This window comes from Acidovorax sp. (genome assembly GCF_021287135.1).
Lineage (GTDB): Bacteria > Pseudomonadota > Gammaproteobacteria > Burkholderiales > Burkholderiaceae_C > Acidovorax.
In genome coordinates this window covers 83,143-100,640 of the sequence record NZ_JAJTBB010000078.1, presented here as the reverse complement: position 1 = coordinate 100,640, position 17,498 = coordinate 83,143, and the positions used below count along the sequence as shown (strand labels likewise).

The following is a 17,498-nucleotide window of genomic DNA, read 5'->3' as shown; positions in this document are numbered from 1 at the left end:
TTCGCTTCTGGTGCCCCCTGCCCCATGCATTCCCTGTACGACGTGCCAGCCCCGGCCAAGCTCAACCTGTTCCTTCACATCATGGGCCGCCGTGCCGATGGATACCACTTGCTGCAATCGGTATTCATGCTCATCGACTGGTGCGACACGCTGCATTTCACCCGGCGCACGGATGGCCGGATCACCCGCGAAGACCTGGGCGCGCCCCTTCCAGAGACCGATCTCACCGTGCGGGCCGCCCTGGCACTGCAACAGGCCACCGGGTGTTCCGAGGGCGTGCACATTGGGGTCTTGAAGAGCATTCCCTCGCAGGCGGGCATGGGCGGCGGTTCGTCCGACGCGGCCACCACCCTGCTGGCGCTCAACCAACTGTGGGGCCTGGGCCTGTCGCGCGGCGCGCTGCAGAAGATCGGCTTGACACTGGGCGCAGACGTCCCGTTTTTTTTATGCGGGGGCAACGCCTGGGTGGAAGGAATTGGTGAGACAATAGCGCCGCTTGAGAAAGCGCACCAAGTGCCACAAGCGCGCTTCGCGGTAGTGAAGCCCGCAGCAGGCTTGGAGACAAAAACAATTTTTTCGTCGCCGAGTTTGAAACGTGATTCAGATAGTGCTACAATCTTAGGCTTTGCTGCAGCACACTTTGACTTCGGTCGAAATGACTTGCAGCCCGTTGCAGAAGCCTTGTGCCCGGATGTGACTCAAGCCATTCAATGGCTGGGAAAACGCGGATTGCAAGGCCGGATGACAGGCTCAGGAAGTGCAGTGTTTGCGCAAATGTCACATGCGGTGGATTTGTCCGGAGCCCCTGAGGGCTGGCAAGTCAAGCCATGTGAAAATCTGATGGTTCATCCTCTGGCAGGGTGGGCATCAGACGAAGATTAAGGTGGGCTGCCTTCGGCAGTCAACCTGTGTAGGGGAGTCGCCAAGCTGGTTAAGGCACCGGATTTTGATTCCGGCATGCGAAGGTTCGAATCCTTCTTCCCCTGCCAAATATCTTCTCGCGTACGGGCCTTTTTTCAGATTGCTGGGACTCTCATGCAAGCCAATCAACCCGACTTCATGGTTTTCACCGGCAATGCCAACCCTGGCATGGCAGCTGAAATTGCCCAACACCTCGGCACCCCTCTGGGCGCGGCCGACGTGGGTCGCTTCTCCGACGGCGAAGTCACCGTCGAAATCAAGCAGAACGTGCGTGCGCGCGATGTGTTCGTGGTGCAGTCCACCTGCGCGCCCACCAACGAAAACCTGATGGAACTGCTGATCATGGTGGATGCGCTCAAGCGCGCATCGGCCGAACGCATCAGCGCCGTGATCCCCTACTTCGGCTACGCCCGCCAGGACCGCCGCCCCCGTTCGACGCGCGTGCCAATCACCGCCAAGGTGGTGGCCAACATGCTCCAGGCCGTGGGCGTGGCCCGCGTGCTGACCATGGACCTGCATGCCGACCAGATCCAGGGTTTCTTCGACATCCCGGTGGACAACATCTATGCCTCCCCCGTTCTGCTGGGGGATCTGCGCCAGAAGAATTACGATGACCTGATCGTCGTGTCTCCCGACGTGGGTGGCGTGGTGCGCGCACGTGCGCTGGCCAAGCAGCTGGGTTGCGATCTGGCCATCATCGACAAGCGGCGCCCTCGGGCCAACGTGTCCGAGGTCATGCACGTGATCGGTGAAATCGAAGGCCGCAACTGCGTGATCATGGACGACATGATCGACACCGCCGGCACGCTGGTGAAGGCGGCCGAGGTGCTCAAGGAGCGCGGCGCCAAGAGCGTGTACGCCTATTGCACCCACCCCATTTTCTCGGGTCCCGCCATTGAGCGCATCTCCAAGGGCACGGCTCTGGACGAAGTGGTGGTGACCAATACCATTCCCCTGAGCGACAACGCCAAGGGATGTTCCAAGATTCGCCAGCTTTCCGTGGCCCCGCTGTTCGCCGAGACGATCCAGCGCATTGCCAAGGGGGAGTCGGTGATGAGCCTGTTCTCGGACCAGGAAAACCTGTTCTGATCCCCGCGGCGAAGGCCGCCGGCGGATTTCGCGCACAAGCCTCCCCTGCGGAGGCTTGTTTCCTGTGCGAGAACAACCAGCAGGCCTGAGGCCCACCGGGGTTTCGGGTCTTTTTCAAAACGGAGGACGACTGGTCGCGGTCGCCTCTTTTCAGGAGCTAACTATGAACTTCGTCGCTTTTGAGCGCGCCAAGCAGGGTACGGGTGCGAGCCGCCGTCTGCGCAATTCGGGCAAGACGCCTGGCATCGTGTACGGTGGTGCTGCCGAGCCCCAACTGATCGAAGTGGACCACAACGCCCTGTGGCACGCCCTCAAGAAGGAAGCCTTCCACTCCAGCGTGCTGGACATGGAAGTGGCCGGCAAGACCAGCAAGGTCCTGCTGCGCGACGTGCAATACCACCCCTACAAGCAACTGGTCCTGCACATCGATTTCCAGCGCGTGGACGACAAGACCAAGCTGCACATGAAGGTGCCGCTGCACTACAGCGGTGCTGAAGAATCGCCCGCCGTCAAGGTCGACAAGTGCATGGTCAACCCCGTGGTGAACGAGTTGGACGTGACCTGCATGCCGTCCGATCTGCCCGAATTCATCGCTGTGGACCTGTCCAAGCTGGAAAAGGGCGCTTCGTTGCACCTGAAGGACATCAAGCTGCCCAAGGGCGTGGCGCCCAAGGTGCGCGGCGGCCAGACCAACAACCCCGTGCTGGTGTCCGTGGTGCCTCCGGTCGAGGTCGTGGAAGCCCCTGCCGCCGAAGCAGCCCCCGCAGCAGACGCCAAGGGCAAGGGCAAGGGCAAGAAGTAATCACTTCGCTGCGCTTGCATGGCGGGGTCCCGGCCCCGCACCTCCCTGGCCAGCCCATCCGGCTGGCCGCCAAAGACCCACCTGTGTGGGTCTTTTTTTTGGCCCGCGAAGATGTCCGTTGACGGTGGCGCCCCACGGCAGCGCCTTGACGAATGCGGACCGCAGCCACGCGCCTGCCGCTCCTGCCCCGCCCGATAGCGGCCCACACGGGGCGAAAATGGCGTCCGTCCCACCGATAATCCGCGGATGATCAAGCTGTTTGTGGGCCTGGGCAATCCAGGGCCGGACTACGAAGCCACGCGGCACAACGCGGGTTTTTGGTGGATTGATGCGCTGGCGCGCGAGCTCAAGGCCACGCTGGTGCCCGAGCGGGGCTACCACGGCCTGGTGGCCCGCACTTCGGTCCATGGACAGAGCGTGTGGCTGCTGCAGCCACAGACGTTCATGAACCTTTCGGGCAAGTCCGTCGCGGCGCTGGCGCGCTTTTTCAAGATCCAGCCGGACGAGATCCTGGTGGTGCATGACGAGCTGGACATTCCGCCGGGCCAGGCCAAGCTCAAGCGCGGCGGCAGCCATGCGGGGCACAACGGCCTGCGCGACATCCACGGCCAGCTGGGCTCGCCCGACTACTGGCGCCTGCGCATCGGCATCGGCCATCCGGGCATCAAGAGCGAAGTCGCCAACTGGGTGCTCAAGAAGCCATCGCCCGACCAGCGCACGCTGATCGAAGACAGCATCGCGCATTCGCTCAAGGCCTATCCGGCCCTGCTGGCTGGCGAGATGGACAAGGCCACGTTGCTGATCCACACCACCAAGCCGCCCCGCCCCAAGCCGCCCAAGCCCACGGAAGATTGAACCGCGCGCAGGGGCAGATTGCTATAATTTTTATAGCCGCCAGCGATTGATGGGCGGGCGCTAGAGCCTAAAAACACCTGATTAGTTACTTGTCTCAGATACCACTCCATCCGTTCGGGCAGAGCCCGTCGAAGCCAGGGCTTGCAGCGCGCGTGCAAGGCTTCGACAGGCTCAGCCCGAACGGGTGGGGAGGAGAAAGCGTCTGAGGTAGGCCGCTAGTCAGGCAAAAACACTAAAACTCAGCCAGCGGCCGCCGCCTGCAGCCGCTGGTACTTCTGCCACAGGGTTTCGCGGCTTTCCACGTGCTGTGGATTGACGGGGATGCACGCCACGGGGCACACCTGCACGCACTGCGGCTCGTCAAAGTGGCCCACGCACTCGGTGCATTTGCCGGGGTCGATCTCGTAGATTTCCTGCCCCAGAAAGATGGCCTGGTTGGGGCACTCGGGCTCGCAGACGTCGCAGTTGATGCATTCGTCCGTGATCATCAGCGCCATAGGGCCTCCTCGGGCGACGGGGGGGCGGCAACAGCCAGCAGGTGCAGAGCGCAATTCATGCTCCGTATTATCCCGCGGCACTGGCATGTGCTTTGCATGCCACACTGCAACCCACCACGGCTGACGGGGACACATTTACCGTTATGCTGTGTATACACATTAATTTGCAGTCCTCGCTCCCCGCACCACTTCCTCCTCTGTCGCGTACTCCATGGGTCTGTTTTTTCTCAAACGGTTTGCCACCCTTGCGGCGACGCTGATCGGCGCATCCATCGTTGTGTTCCTGGTGCTGGAGATCCTGCCCGGCAATGCTGCCCAGATCCTGATGGGCCCGGATGCGGCCCCTGAGGCCGTGGCCGCCCTGGCCACCAAGCTGGGGCTGGACCAGCCCGCCAGCGTGCGCTACTGGCACTGGATCAGCGGCCTGCTGGTGGGGGACATGGGGGACAGCTACGCCTACAGCACCCCGGTGGTGGATCTCGTGCTGGAGCGCCTGGCGCTGACCATCCCTCTGGCGCTCATGGCCATGGTCATCACGACGGTGCTGGCGCTCGCCGCAGGCGTCTATGCCGCGGCGCGGCACAACAAGCTCGGTGACGTGGGCGTGATGGCCCTGGCGCAGATCGGCATCGCCATTCCCAATTTCTGGTTCGCCATCCTGCTGATTTTGCTGTTCTCGGTGAAGCTGCAGTGGTTCTCTGCGGGTGGCTTTCCGGGCTGGACGGAAGACGCCGGCGGCAGCCCGCTGGAAGCCCTGAAGGCCCTGCTGCTGCCGGCCATCGCGCTGGCCGTGGTGCAGGCGGCCATCCTGGCGCGCATCACCCGCTCGGCGGTGCTGGAGGTGCTGCGCGAAGACTTTGTGCGCACCGCCCGCGCCAAGGGCCTGTCGCAGCGCGCGGCGCTCTGGGGCCATGTGCTGCGCAACGCCATGATCCCCGTGGTCACCGTGATGGGGCTGCAATTTGCCAACCTGCTGGCCGGCACCATCGTGGTAGAGAACGTGTTCTACCTGCCAGGGCTCGGGCGCCTGATCTTCCAGTCCATCTCCAACCGCGACCTGATCGTGGTGCGCAACTGCGTCATGCTGCTGGCCGCCATGGTGGTGATCGTGAATTTCGTGGTGGACATTCTCTACGCCGTGATCGACCCCCGCGTGAAAGCCTCCGACATCTGACCCCCTCCATGAGCGCTGCCCTTTCCCCTGCTTCCGTAGCGGCCGCCCCCGGCTGGCTGCGCCGCGCGCTGCGCCACCGCAGCTTTGCCATTGGCGCCGTGCTGTCGCTGCTGCTGGTCGTGGCCGCGGCCCTCTCATTCGTGTGGACGCCCTGGTCGCCCTACGAGATGGACCTGGCCAACAAGCTGGCCGAGCCCTCCGCCACGCACTGGCTGGGCACCGACGCGTTCGGCCGCGACGTGGCTTCGCTGCTGCTGGTGGGGGCGCGCAACTCCATCCTGGTCGGCGTGATCGCGGTGGGCATCGGGCTGACCATCGGCACGGCCCTGGGCCTGCTGGCCGCGGCCCGCCGTGGCTGGGTGGAAGAGCTCATCATGCGGCTGGCGGACTTCACCTTTGCCTTCCCGGCCATCCTCTCGGCCATCATGATGACGGCGGTGTTCGGCGCGGGCATCGTCAACTCCATCATCGCCATCGGCATCTTCAACATCCCGACCTTTGCGCGTGTGACCCGCGCCTCGGCCAACGCCGTCTGGTCGCGTGAATACATCATGGCCGCGCGTGCCTGCGGCAAGGGCGGCTGGCGCATCACCCTCGAGCATGTGCTGCCCAACATCCTGTCCGTGCTCATCGTGCAGGCAACCATCCAGTTCGCCATTGCCATCCTGGCCGAGGCCGCGCTGTCCTACCTGGGCCTGGGCACCCAGCCGCCCCAGCCCTCGTGGGGCCGCATGCTCAGCGAGGCGCAGACCCTCATGTTCCAGGCGCCGTTGCTGGCCGTCTGGCCCGGCGTGGCGATTGCGCTGGCCGTGCTGGGGTTGAACCTGTTGGGCGACGGCCTGCGCGACCTGCTCGATCCCCGTCTGGCGCGCAAACGCTGATGACGCTCCCAGAAGAACCGCCCGCCACGAGCCCCACGATGTCCTTGCTAGAAGTCTCCAACCTGCGCGTGCGCCTGCAGACCCACCGGGGCCCGGCCGATGCCGTGCGCGGCGTGAGTTTTTCGCTGGAACGCGGCGAGACCCTGGGCCTGATCGGCGAGTCCGGCTGCGGCAAGTCCATCACCGCCATGTCGCTCATGGGCCTGCTGCCCGAGAGCGCGCAGGTGTCCGGCAGCATCCGCTTTGACGGGCAGGAGCTGGTGGGTCGCACCGATGCGCAGATGTGCAAGATGCGCGGCAACCGCATCGGCATGGTGTTCCAGGAGCCGATGACGGCGCTGAACCCCGTGCACACCATCGGCCGCCAGGTGGCCGAGCCCCTGCGCCTGCACCGCGGCATGGATGCCGCCAGCGCCCGCAAGGAGGCCATTGCGCTGCTGGACCGCGTGGGCATCCCCAGCGCCGCGCAGCGCTTTGACGCCTATCCCCACCAGTTTTCCGGCGGACAGCGCCAGCGCATCACCATTGCCATGGCGCTGGCCTGCAGCCCCGACCTGCTGATTGCCGACGAACCCACCACGGCGCTGGACGTGACGATCCAGCAGCAGATCCTGGACCTGATCAGCGACCTGGTGGCCGAGCGGCACATGGCCATGATCCTCATCTCGCACGACCTGGGCGTCATCTCGCAGAACGTGGACCGCATGATGGTGATGTACGGCGGCACCGTGGTCGAAAGCGGTTCCACGGCCTCGGTGTTCTCCGCCATGGCCCACCCTTACACCCGCGGCCTGTTTGCGGCGCGGCCGCACCTGGGCACCCGCCATGCTCCGGGCCAGCGCCCGCGCCTGTCCACCATTGCCGGCACCGTGCCCGAGCTGGTGGACCTGCCCGCTGGCTGCCCTTTTGCGGGACGCTGCAGCTATACGGTGCCGGCCTGCCACCACGAGTCTCCGGCTCCGACGCTGGTCGCCACCGATGCCGACGGCGACCACACCGTGCGCTGCATCCGCCACGAAGCCATCGCCGCGGCGCGCAGCGCCCAGGATGACTTTTCCACCACCGAGACCGCCGCATGAGCACGCCCCCGCCCATTCCGTCCGGCCTGCTGCAGGTGCACGAGCTGGTGCGCGACTACACCTTGCCGCGCGAGAACCTGTTCACGCCGCCCGCCACCGTCCACGCCCTCAAGGGCGTGAGCTTTTCCATTGCCGCGGGGCGCAGCCTGGGGGTGGTGGGCGAGTCCGGCTCGGGCAAGTCCACCCTGGCCCGCCTGGTCATGGCGCTGGACACGCCCACCGCCGGCACCGTGCACCTGCTGGGCCGCAACCTGCACGCCCTGCCCCCGGCCGAACTGCGCGAGGCGCGCCGCGACTTCCAGATGGTGTTCCAGGACCCCTACGGCTCGCTGGACCCACGCCAGACGGTGGAGCGCATCGTCACCGAGCCGCTGCAGGCCCAGGGCCAGACCACGCGCGCCGAGCAGCACGAGCAGGCCGCCCAGGTGCTGGCCCAGGTGGGGCTGCGCACGAACGACCTGGGCAAGTACCCGCACGAGTTCTCGGGCGGCCAGCGCCAGCGCATCGCCATTGCACGCGCGCTCATCACGCGCCCGCGCCTCATCGTGGCGGACGAGCCCGTGAGCGCGCTCGACGTGTCGGTACAGGCCCAGGTGCTCAACCTGATGCAGGATCTGCAGCAGCAGTTCGGCATCACCTACATGCTCATCAGCCACGACCTCGCGGTGGTCAATCATCTGTGCGACGAGGTGGTGGTGCTGTACCAGGGCCAGATCGTGGAGCGCGGCTCGCCGGGCGAGCTGTTCCGCAACGCCCAGCACCCCTACACCCAGTCGCTGGTGGGCGCCGTGCCGCAGGTGCAGCCGGGCCGCGCACGGGCACGCCGCGCAGCGGCGGCAGCGGCCGCTGCAAAAGTCGCATAACGACATACAGTTTCGATGGTGTAAAAAGCGCTTGTGTGCCCCGGTAACAAATTGCACCGGGGGTTTTATGGTTGTTGTCTGGTTTTTTGTCTGGAGAGTCCGAACATGCTGAACCGCCGTACCGTCCTCGCCACTGGCGCCCTGGCCGCCGTGCCCCTGACCACTCCGCTCGCCGCCCTGGCGCAGGGCCGCAAGGATGCGGTGACACTGGCCATGACGCTGGAGCCCCCGGGCCTGGACCCGACGGCGGGTGCGGCCTCGGCCATTGCCGAGATCGTGCAGTACAACATCTTCGAGACGCTCACCAAGATCAACGCCGACGGCAACGTCACGCCCCTGCTGGCCGAGAGCTGGGAAGTCTCGCCCGACCTCAAGACCTACACCTTCAAGCTGCGCCGCGGCGTGAAGTTCAGCAACGGCGAGCCCTTCACCGCCGCGGCCGTGAAATTCTCGTTCGACCGCGCCGGCGCGGAAAAAAGCACCAACAAGGACAAGCGCACCTTCGCGGGGCTGAGCACCCAGGTGGTGGACGACTACACCGTGGTGCTGCTCAACAAGGAGATCGATCCCGACCTGTTGTTCGTGCTGGGCCAGGCCACCTCCATCATCGTGGAGCCCAAGAGCGCCGACACCAACGCCACCAAGCCCGTGGGCACCGGCCCCTACCAGCTGCAGGCCTGGAACAAGGGTTCCTCGGTGGTGCTCACGGCCTGGGACGGCTACCGCGACGCCAAGGCCATCAAGATCAAGCGCGCCACCTTCCGCTTCATTTCCGACCCGGCCGCCCAGGTGGCCGCCCTGCTGGCCGGCGATGTGGACGCGTTCCCCCGCGTCACGCCACGCAGCGTGGCACAGTTCAAGGCCAACCCGAAGTACCAGGTGATCGTGGCGGGCTCGCGCGCCAAGACCATCCTGGCCATCAACAACGGCAAGAAGCCGCTGGACGACGTGCGCGTGCGCCGCGCCATTGCCGCCGCCATTGACCGCAAGGCCGTCATCGAAGGCGCGGGCGACGGCTACGGCGCGCCCATCGGCAGCCACTACGTGCCCGGCGCGTTCGGCTATGTGGACACCACGGGCGTGAACCCCTACGACCCCGAAAAGGCCAAGAAGCTGCTGACCGAGGCCGGCATCAAGACGCCGCTGGAGCTGACCCTGACGCTGCCGCCCACCCCGTACGCCCGCCAGGGCGGCGAGGTGGTGGCGGCGCAGCTGGCCAAGGTCGGCATCATCGCCAAGATCCAGAACGTGGAATGGGCGCAGTGGCTCAGCGGCACCTACGGCAGCAAGAACTACGACCTGACCCTCATCAGCCACGTGGAGCCGTTCGACCTGGGCAACTTTGCCAAGCCCGACTACTACTGGGCCTACAACTCGCCCAAGTTCAACGAGCTGTTCAACCAGATCAAGAACGCCGCCCGCCCCGCCGACCGGGCCAAGCTGCTGGGCGATGCGCAGCGCCTGCTGGCCGAGGATTCGGTGCACGCCTTCCTGTACTCCAACCAATGGATCACGGTGGCGAACAAGAACCTCAAGGGCCTGTGGAAGGACATGCCGGTGTTCGTGAACGACCTGTCGGCGCTGTCCTGGAGTTGAGACTCGGACACCCCCCTGAGCCGCTGCGCGTCTTCCCCCCGCTCTCACATCGCTGCGCGATGTGGGCAGGGGGACGCAGCCCTCGCTGCGGGGCGGCCCTTGCTCGGCTGCCTGCGGCTGGGCCGCGCCAGTATCCAAGGCTGCGAGCGGTGCCAGCGCCTTGGATACCTGAAAATGCACGGAGCCATTAGCTCCTAAATAGATAGCTGCTGGCGCTTACTGGATATGCGCTAAAGGCGATTTTTACTTGTTGAACCCTGCCATGACCGCCCTGCACGACCTCCCCGCCCACGAATTGCTGGCCGCTTACCGCCAGCGCACGCTCTCGCCCGTGGAGGTCACGCAGGCCGTGCTGGCGCACATGGAGCGGTGGGAGCCGCACATCCGCGCCACGTACCTGCTGCGCCCCGAGGCCGCGCTGGCGCAGGCCCGTGCGTCCGAGGCGCGCTGGCTGCGCGGGGAACCGCTGGGGCTGCTGGACGGCGTGCCCGGCACCATCAAGGAGAACATCGCCACCGAGGGCGACCCGACCCCGCTGGGCACCGCGGCCGTGGAGCTGGTGCCCGCCGCGGCCGACGCACCACCCGCCGCCCGCATGTGTGCGGCCGGGGCGATCATGGTGTCCAAGACCACCATGCCCGACTACGGCATGCTGTCCTCGGGCCTGTCCTCCTTCCACCCGCTGTCGCGCAACCCGTGGGACCTGAGCAAGGGCCCGGGCGGCTCCAGCGCCGGCGGTGGCGCCGCCGCGGCTGCGGGCTACGGCCCGCTGCACATCGGCACCGACATCGGCGGCTCGCTGCGCCTGCCCGCCAGCTGGTGCGGCATCTTTAGCTTGAAGCCCAGCCTGGGCCGCATCCCCATCGATCCGCCCTACACCGGCCGCGCCGCCGGCCCCATGACGCGCACCGTGCAGGACGCCGCGCTGATGATGCAGGTGCTGAGCCAGCCCGACGCGCGCGACAGCATGAGCCTGCCCGCGCAGGACATTGCCTGGGGCCAGTTCAACCAGGGCGCGGAGCGCCTGCGCGGCCTGCGCATCGGGCTGCTGCTGGATGCCGGCTGCGGCCTGCCCGTGGAGCCGGAGGTGCAAGCCGCCGTCGAACACGCAGCCCGTCTGATGGAGCGCGCAGGCGCCACCATCGTGCCCATGCAGCCCTTCATGACCCAGGCCATGCTCGACGGCATGGACCACTTCTGGCGCATGCGCTCGTACATTGACCTGCAGGCGCTGCCCGCCGAGCGGCGCGCCAAGGTGCTGCCCTACATCCGCGCCTGGGCCGACAGCGCGGCCGGCATGAGCGGCACCGAGGTCTTCAACGCCAGCCACCAGTTCCACCTGACGCGGGTGAACACCGTCAAGGCCTGCAGCGCGTTCGACTACGTGATCTCGCCCGTGGCCCCCAATGTCGCCTTCCAGGCCGACCTGCCCTCGCCCACCAACGACCCGCTGCGGCCGCTGGAGCACATCGGCTTCACCGTGCCGTACAACATGTCCGAGCAGCCGGCCGCGTCCGTCAACTGCGGCTACACCGCTGCGGGCCTGCCCATCGGCCTGCAGATTGCGGGGCCGCGCTTTGACGACCTGGGCGTGCTGCAGGTGGCGCATGCGTTCGAGCTGATCCGCGACCCGCAGCGCCCCTGGCCCCAGCCGCCCGGCGCCTGACGTCACGGGGCGGCGCGGCCGTGGTGGGCAGCGTTGTTGGTAATCTACGCAGACACGGCCCGCCCTTCCCCCGCCCCCCGGGGCCTTCTTTCCCGCACAACACCGCATGGACCTCTTCGTTCTGGCGATCTTCATCGCCACCGGCACCTACCTGCTCAATGCCAAGGAGCAGCGCAAGCGCATCGTGCTGCTCGGCAGCCACCTGGCCCATTACCAGATCGAGAAGCTCATGGAAGCGCTCACCGACGGCTACCTGCGGGCCCTGGGCGAAAGCACCGACGAGCGGCGCGACCAGATCTGGCGGCTGCTGGGCACCACCGAGCTGCAACTGGCCGAGCAGTTCAACCGCTTCGCCGCGGACTTTGGGCGGGTGAGCGAGGCCGACGCGCGGGTCAGCCGCCTGCCGGTGGCGTTTCCGTTCGCGGACAAGCTGCTGCCCGCGGTGACCTTCGACATGCGCCGGGCCCTGGCCATCCATGCCCGCGGCATTGCCCATGTGGTGCAGAACACCGGGCACCTGGCCCCCAAGGACCGCGCCTACATGATGACGGCCGAGCTGTTCCTGATGCAGCACACCTGCCACTGGTTCTGCAAGTCCAAGGCCATTGCCACGGCGCGCATGCTCGCGCGGCACCAGACCCCGCACGATCAGCTGATCGCGTCCGTGTCGCCGGAGACCCGCAAGGCCTACCTGGCACTCATCCAGGGCGGCTAATGCCTCCTCGTCTTCCCCCCTACAAACCGTTCACGCTGAGCTTGCCGAAGCGCGGCGCGGGGCTTCGACAAGCTCAGCCCGAACGGTATAGGGTGATATCAAGCCGATCCACGCCAACCACCTCCACGGTGCCGTCATGCAGCACACCCCATTGACCGACAGCCTCGGCAACCCCGTCACCCTGCAGGACCCTGCCAGCCTGCCCGCGCTGAACGACTTCATCGAAGGCTTCATCGCCTGCGAGGCCCGGGCGGTGAACGTGCTGAACGCCGCCGCGGACGCAAGCCCCATCGTGCAGGCCAGCTGCGCGGCGCTGCACCTGTTTGCCGAGTCGGCGGACGGCCCGCGCAATGCCCGCCCTTTCATCGACCGGGCCCTGGCGCGCTCCAGCCAGGCCACCGAGCGCGAACAACGCTTCGTGGCCGCCGTCGCCGCCTGGGTTCAGGGTGACCTGCCCCGCGCCATCGCGCTGCACGAAGAGCAGGCCCGCCTGCACCCGCGCGACCTGGCATCGCTCAAGCTGGGGCAGTACCACCTGTTCAACCGCGGCAACTCGCCCGGCATGCTGCGCATCGCCCTGCAGGCCGTGCCCGCCGCGGCCGATGTGCCCTACCTGCACGGCATGCTCGCCTTTGGCTGGGAGCAATGCCACCGCCTGCAAGAGGCCGAAGCCGCCGCCCGCCACGCCATCGCCCTGCGCCGCAAGGAACCCTGGGCCCACCACGCGCTGGCCCATGTGATGCTGACGCAAGGGCGCATCCTGGAAGGCACCGATTTCATGGCCAGCGTGAGCGACACCTGGACGGGCCTGAACTCCTTCATGGTCACGCACAACTGGTGGCACCAGGCGCTGTTCCTGCTCGAACGCGACCGCCACGACGACGCCCTGGCCCTGTACGACCAGCAGGTCTGGGGCGTGGTCAAGGAATACACCCAGGACCAGATCAGCGCGGTGTCGCTGCTCGCGCGGCTGGAGCTGGCCGGCGTCGATGTCGGCCCGCGTTGGGCCGATGTGGCCGACTACCTGCAACGCCAGCGCCTGGCCGACCAGGTGCTGCCCTTCCTGGACCTGCAATACCTCTACGGCCTGGCCCGCGCCGGCCGCGCGGCGGCGGCCCGCACCCTGCTGCAGAACCTGCAAGAGCACGCCGCCACCCGCACCGAGGCCCACGAGCGCACCGTGTGGCAGCAGGTCTGCGTGCCCGCCGCGCACGGGCTGCTGGCGCACGCCGAGGGCGACTGGGCCACGGCGGCGGCGCAGCTGGGCACGGCCCTGCCCCGGCTGGTGGAGATCGGCGGCAGCCACGCGCAGCGCGACCTGTTCCACCAGATCTGGCTGGACGCGCTGCAGCGCCATGGGCAGTGGGCGGCGGTGCAGAACCTGCTGCAGCCGCAGGCCAACGCGCAGCCGCAGTCGCTGCGGCTGGCCCGGCAGGCCGGCGCGGTCAACACGGCCCTGGGCCTGCCCCGCTGAGCGGCGCGGTCGCGTTGCGGGCGTTCGCGTTGGGATGTTTTTGGCGCCCAGCGCTCTCCAGACAAGCGCAGACAGCTATACTTTTAATAGCGAAATCGACTGCACTGCACCTGCTGGGCCATGTCAGTGCATGGGGTCCCGGTCGCCCTGCAGCCAGGCCCGCGGCGATGCCCCGACCACCTGCGTGAACGCGCGGCTGAAAGCCGCCGGGCTGGCGTAGCCCAGGCTGTCACTCACCGATTTGACGGCGGCGCCGCCGCGCAGTTGGGCCTGCGCAATCGCCACCCTCCAGCGCAGCAGGTAGTCGCCGGGCGAGGTGCCCACGGCCGCCTTGAACTCGGCCGCAAAGGCGCTGCGCGACATGCCCGCCGCACGGGCCAGGGCGTCCAGCGACCAGGCGGCGCCGGGCTGCTCGTGCAGCGCTGTGAGGGCGCGGGCCAGCTTGGGGTGCGAAAGCCCGGCCAGCACGCCGGCCTGCACGCCGCCTTCGGCCGGATGGTCCAGCAGCCAGCGCAGCATCTGCAACAGCAGCACCTCGAACAGCCGGTCGGCCAGCAGGCGCTGGCCGCAGCGCACGCGCTCGGTTTCGGCAAACAGCAGCTGCAGCGTCTGCTCGATGCCCTGCACCTGCCGCACTGGCAGCGCCAGCACCGAGGGCAGCGCCTGCACCAGCGGGTGGCGCACGCCGCCGTCAAAGTCCAGCGTGGCGCACACGAAATCGCTGCCGTCCACGGGCGCGTTGTGAAAGTCGTGGTCCAGGGGCCGGGGGTAGAACAGCAGCGTGGGCTCGGTCAGCCGCAGCGTGCGCGGCGCGCCGCTTTGGGGCCGGTGGGTGACCTCCATGTCTCCCCGCCGCAGCACATGCAAAAACGCCCGGCCCGGCTGCGCTGCGAAGTGCGTGACGCCACACAGCGGCCCCGCATGGAACAGGTGTGCGCGCACCCGGAAACGCTCCAGCAGCGCGGAGAGCCGGTCCACGCCGCTATCGGATGCCGTCGCGCTGAGGGGGGTTGAAGGGGCGGCCATGGATGAATTGCAATGTTTTGTGGATTGAATGCATCCAATCATACGAATGTCGCCCCCACACTGGGAACCTCATCCCTTCACTCCCGGAGCTTTTCACCATGAACCGCGTTCCCCTCATCGACCGTGCCCACACCACCCCCGAACGCCAGGCACTGCTGGACTCGATCCACGGTGCGTTTGGCGCTACGCCCAACATGTTCCGCGCGGTGGCCAACTCGCCTGCCGCGCTGCAAAGCATGTGGGCCGCGTTTGGTGCGCTGGGCGCCAGCCGCACGCTGGGCGCCAAGCTGGGCGAGCAGATTGCCGTGGCGGTGGCCAACCGCAACGCCTGCGAATACTGCCTGGCCGCCCACACGGCCCTGGGCCGCAAGGCCGGCGCCAGCGCTGACGAGATGGCCGCCGCCCAGGTAGGCCAGGCCAGCGACGCCGCCACCCAGGCCGCGCTGCGCTTTGCCCTGCAGCTGGTGGAGCACCGCGGGCAGGTGGAGGCCAGCGAAGTGCAGCGCCTGAGCGACGCCGGCTTCAGCGACGAAGCCGTGGTGGAGATCCTGGCCCATGTGGCGCTGAACCTGTTCACCAACTACGTGAACGTGGCCTTCGACGTGCCGGTGGACTTTCCGGCCGTGAAGCTGCGGCCGGCGGCGTAGCGCCGTGCCCGCGCGGTGCGGGCCGCCCGCACCGCACCGCACCTGGAACAATGGGCGCCATCCCGCGCTGTTTTTCAGCCCCACCTCTTTGCCATCAGGAACCGCATGCGATCCTCCCCACCCCACATCCTGCAGGTGCTGGCCGGCCCCGTGGCCCCGCTCGGGCCTGCCGGCGCCACCAGCGCCATTGCCAAGCGCCCGGTGGGCCAGCCCGTCGCCATCGGCCCGCTGGGCCTGGCCGGCGATGCACAGGCCGACCTGCGCGTGCACGGCGGGCCCGACAAGGCCGTGCACCTGTACGCCTGGTCGCACTACACGCAATGGCAGCAGGAGCTGGAGGCCGCCACGGGGCTGCCCCAGCCGTTGCTGCAAACCCCGGGGGCCTTCGGCGAGAACCTGGCCGTGACGGGCGTGGACGAGGCCGGCGTGTGCGTGGGCGACCACTGGCGGGCGGGCACGGCCGTGTTGGTGGTGACGCAAGGCCGCCAGCCCTGCTGGAAGCTGAACCTGCGCTTTGGCGTGCCGGACATGGCCGCGCGCGTGCAGCAGTCGCTGCGCGCCGGCTGGTACTGCCGCACGCTGCACAGCGGTGTGGTGCAGGCCGGGGACACCCTGGAGCTGCTGGAGCGCCCCCACCCCGGCTGGACGGTACAGCGGCTGCTGGCCCTGATCCGCGACCGCGAGTGCCACCCCGACGTGCTGGGCGCGGTGCTGGCGCTGCCCCTGCCTCCCTCGTGGCACAAGCTGTTCGCGCGGCGCCTGGAACAAGGCCGCACCGAAGACTGGAGCCGCCGGCTGACAGGCCAGGCGGCCGGCTGAGCCCCGTGAAGGGCGCTACCGTTCGGCGTCGCCCGCCTCCGCCCCTTCCGCCGCCTCCCCGCCCTCGTCGTCCCGGGGCACGAACACCTTCTGCGTGTTCGGGTTGCAGTCCATCAGGCCCGCGTAGCGGCCCCAGGCGATCATGGTCTGGAAGGTTTTCTCGGGGTTCTCGTAGGGCAGCGCGCTGCCGATGTCCTTGATGACCCGGGCAGCGTCCACCTCTTCGTATTCCTTGAGCAGGGCAATGATGATGTGAAAGATGCGCAGCTTGAACACCTGCTCGGCAAAGATCGCGCGGCGGCCCTGCCGGTCGGCGGCCACGAAGCGGCGGCCCAGCTCGGTGAAGCGCACCTCGTCCTTCGGCGTCTCGATCAGCTCCAGGATTTCCGCCGCCTTGACCAGGGCGATGGTCTCGCCGAACTCCTTGCCGATCTCGTCCGAGATGTCGTAGATGTTGGATAGCTCCGGCGTGTCGTGCAGGATGCTGAGCAGGCCCAGGATCTGCGCCACCGACACCAGCGGAATCGACTCCATGCGCCCGCGCGCCCGCGAGATGGGGTGCCCCGCCACCGGCGCCTCGGCCGGCAGGTCGGGCAGCGCCAGGGTGGTGATGGTTTCGTGGATCACTTTCACGAGGCGCTGGAACTCCGGGTCGCGGCTGTCGCGCGGGTAGGGCAGCGGGTTGTCCAGCACCAGGCCCAGGCGGCCCGGGTGCGGAAACAGCACCACGATGCGCGTGGCCATCTCCACCGCCTCTTCGATGTTGTGGGTGACCATGAACACCGATTTCGGGCCCGTGCCATGGCCGCGCCACAGGCTGATCAGCTCCTGGCGCAGGTTCTCGGCCGTCAGCACGTCCAGCGCGCTGAAGGCCTCGTCCAGGCACAGGAGCCGGGGCTGCGACACCAGCGCCCGCGCAATGCCCACGCGCTGGCGCATACCGCCCGAAAGCTCGCGCGGGTAGGCCGCGTGGTAATTGCCCAGGCCGATCAGCTCGATGGCATGCTGCACGGCCGCGTCACGCTCGGCCCGGCTGACGCGGTGCGCCATCAACCCCACGGCCACGTTCTGCGCCACGGTGAGCCAGGGGTAGAGCGCAAAGGTCTGGAACACCACCGAGGCATCCGGGTTCACCCCGTGCAGCGGCTGCCCGTCGGCCAGGACCCGCCCGGACGTGGGCTCGATCAGCCCGGTCAGGCAGCGCAGGATGGTGGACTTGCCCGATCCCGACTGCCCCAGCAGCGCCAGCAGTTCGCCTTCGCGGATGTCCAGGTCGATGTTGTCGAGCACCTTGAGCTCGTGCCCGCCCGCGGTGGTGAAGGACTTGGTCACGGCGCAGAGCTGTGCGATGGGCGCGGCGGGTGCGGTGGATGCGGCTGCTTGTACCGTCATGG

General features: G+C 67.5%; 17 protein-coding genes and 1 tRNA gene. 15 read left to right on the top strand and 3 right to left on the bottom strand.

Features of this window, described 5'->3' with window-relative positions; translation table 11 throughout:
* The first annotated feature begins 24 nt into the window (after positions 1-24).
* From ispE to pth, 5 genes are all read left to right on the top strand, one after another.
* Positions 25-882: a 4-(cytidine 5'-diphospho)-2-C-methyl-D-erythritol kinase gene (gene ispE, locus LWW96_RS17805; RefSeq protein WP_291489194.1), complete on the top strand. Its 858-nt coding sequence runs from the start codon at positions 25-27 to the stop codon at positions 880-882.
* Between the two features lie 30 nt (positions 883-912).
* Positions 913-989 (top strand) — tRNA-Gln (locus LWW96_RS17800).
* Between the two features lie 46 nt (positions 990-1,035).
* Positions 1,036-2,010 (top strand): ribose-phosphate pyrophosphokinase, encoded by a 975-nt coding sequence (locus tag LWW96_RS17795; RefSeq protein ID WP_291489193.1) that lies wholly within the window; start codon positions 1,036-1,038, stop codon positions 2,008-2,010.
* A 163-nt stretch (positions 2,011-2,173) separates the two neighbouring features.
* A complete protein-coding gene (locus LWW96_RS17790; RefSeq protein WP_291489192.1) occupies positions 2,174-2,812 on the top strand; it encodes a 50S ribosomal protein L25/general stress protein Ctc in 639 nt (212 codons plus the stop codon).
* Between the two features lie 246 nt (positions 2,813-3,058).
* Positions 3,059-3,667 carry an aminoacyl-tRNA hydrolase gene (gene pth / locus LWW96_RS17785; protein ID WP_291489191.1) on the top strand — a complete coding sequence of 203 codons (609 nt, stop codon included), beginning with the start codon at positions 3,059-3,061 and terminating at the stop codon, positions 3,665-3,667.
* A gap of 239 nt (positions 3,668-3,906) precedes the next feature.
* On the opposite strand, the gene LWW96_RS17780 is transcribed toward pth, so the two are convergent.
* A complete protein-coding gene (locus LWW96_RS17780; protein ID WP_291489190.1) occupies positions 3,907-4,164 on the bottom strand; it encodes a YfhL family 4Fe-4S dicluster ferredoxin in 258 nt (85 codons plus the stop codon).
* A 211-nt stretch (positions 4,165-4,375) separates the two neighbouring features.
* Here LWW96_RS17780 and LWW96_RS17775 point away from each other — a divergent pair, with 211 nt between their 5' ends.
* The 8 genes from LWW96_RS17775 to LWW96_RS17740 all read left to right on the top strand — a co-directional run bounded on the left by LWW96_RS17775 (position 4,376) and on the right by LWW96_RS17740 (position 13,612).
* Positions 4,376-5,338 carry an ABC transporter permease gene (locus tag LWW96_RS17775; RefSeq protein ID WP_291489189.1) on the top strand — a complete coding sequence of 321 codons (963 nt, stop codon included), beginning with the start codon at positions 4,376-4,378 and terminating at the stop codon, positions 5,336-5,338.
* 8 nt (positions 5,339-5,346) lie between these two features.
* Positions 5,347-6,219 (top strand): ABC transporter permease, encoded by an 873-nt coding sequence (locus LWW96_RS17770; RefSeq protein WP_291489188.1) that lies wholly within the window; start codon positions 5,347-5,349, stop codon positions 6,217-6,219.
* 38 nt (positions 6,220-6,257) lie between these two features.
* Entirely contained in the window at positions 6,258-7,298 is a 1,041-nt protein-coding gene (locus LWW96_RS17765) for an ABC transporter ATP-binding protein (RefSeq protein ID WP_291489187.1), read from the top strand.
* Positions 7,295-8,161, top strand: a complete 867-nt coding sequence (locus LWW96_RS17760) for an ATP-binding cassette domain-containing protein (RefSeq protein ID WP_291489186.1) — start codon at positions 7,295-7,297, stop codon at positions 8,159-8,161. The genes LWW96_RS17765 and LWW96_RS17760 overlap by 4 nt, the downstream gene beginning before the upstream one ends.
* 105 nt (positions 8,162-8,266) lie before the next feature.
* On the top strand, positions 8,267-9,757 hold the full coding sequence (locus tag LWW96_RS17755) for an ABC transporter substrate-binding protein (RefSeq protein ID WP_291489185.1): 1,491 nt from the start codon (positions 8,267-8,269) through the stop codon (positions 9,755-9,757).
* Between the two features lie 262 nt (positions 9,758-10,019).
* Positions 10,020-11,423, top strand: a complete 1,404-nt coding sequence (locus LWW96_RS17750; protein ID WP_291489184.1) for an amidase — start codon at positions 10,020-10,022, stop codon at positions 11,421-11,423.
* A gap of 106 nt (positions 11,424-11,529) precedes the next feature.
* On the top strand, positions 11,530-12,138 hold the full coding sequence (locus LWW96_RS17745) for a hypothetical protein (RefSeq protein ID WP_291489183.1): 609 nt from the start codon (positions 11,530-11,532) through the stop codon (positions 12,136-12,138).
* Positions 12,139-12,274: 136 nt separating this feature from the next.
* Positions 12,275-13,612, top strand: a complete 1,338-nt coding sequence (locus LWW96_RS17740; RefSeq protein ID WP_291489182.1) for a tetratricopeptide repeat protein — start codon at positions 12,275-12,277, stop codon at positions 13,610-13,612.
* Positions 13,613-13,735: 123 nt separating this feature from the next.
* Here the strand turns inward: LWW96_RS17740 and LWW96_RS17735 are convergent, their stop codons facing one another.
* Positions 13,736-14,638, bottom strand: a complete 903-nt coding sequence (locus tag LWW96_RS17735; protein WP_291489181.1) for an AraC family transcriptional regulator — start codon at positions 14,636-14,638, stop codon at positions 13,736-13,738.
* A 98-nt stretch (positions 14,639-14,736) separates the two neighbouring features.
* Here LWW96_RS17735 and LWW96_RS17730 point away from each other — a divergent pair, with 98 nt between their 5' ends.
* Both LWW96_RS17730 and LWW96_RS17725 read left to right on the top strand, forming a co-directional pair.
* The gene (locus LWW96_RS17730; RefSeq protein ID WP_291489180.1) at positions 14,737-15,285 is read left to right on the top strand and encodes a peroxidase-related enzyme; all 549 of its coding nucleotides are present in this window, start codon (positions 14,737-14,739) and stop codon (positions 15,283-15,285) included.
* A gap of 105 nt (positions 15,286-15,390) precedes the next feature.
* Complete coding sequence (locus LWW96_RS17725; protein WP_291489179.1) at positions 15,391-16,104, top strand: MOSC domain-containing protein; 714 nt, start codon at positions 15,391-15,393, stop codon at positions 16,102-16,104.
* Positions 16,105-16,119: 15 nt separating this feature from the next.
* On the opposite strand, the gene LWW96_RS17720 is transcribed toward LWW96_RS17725, so the two are convergent.
* A complete protein-coding gene (locus LWW96_RS17720; RefSeq protein WP_291489178.1) occupies positions 16,120-17,496 on the bottom strand; it encodes a nitrate/sulfonate/bicarbonate ABC transporter ATP-binding protein in 1,377 nt (458 codons plus the stop codon).
* Between the last annotated feature and the right edge of the window lie 2 nt (positions 17,497-17,498).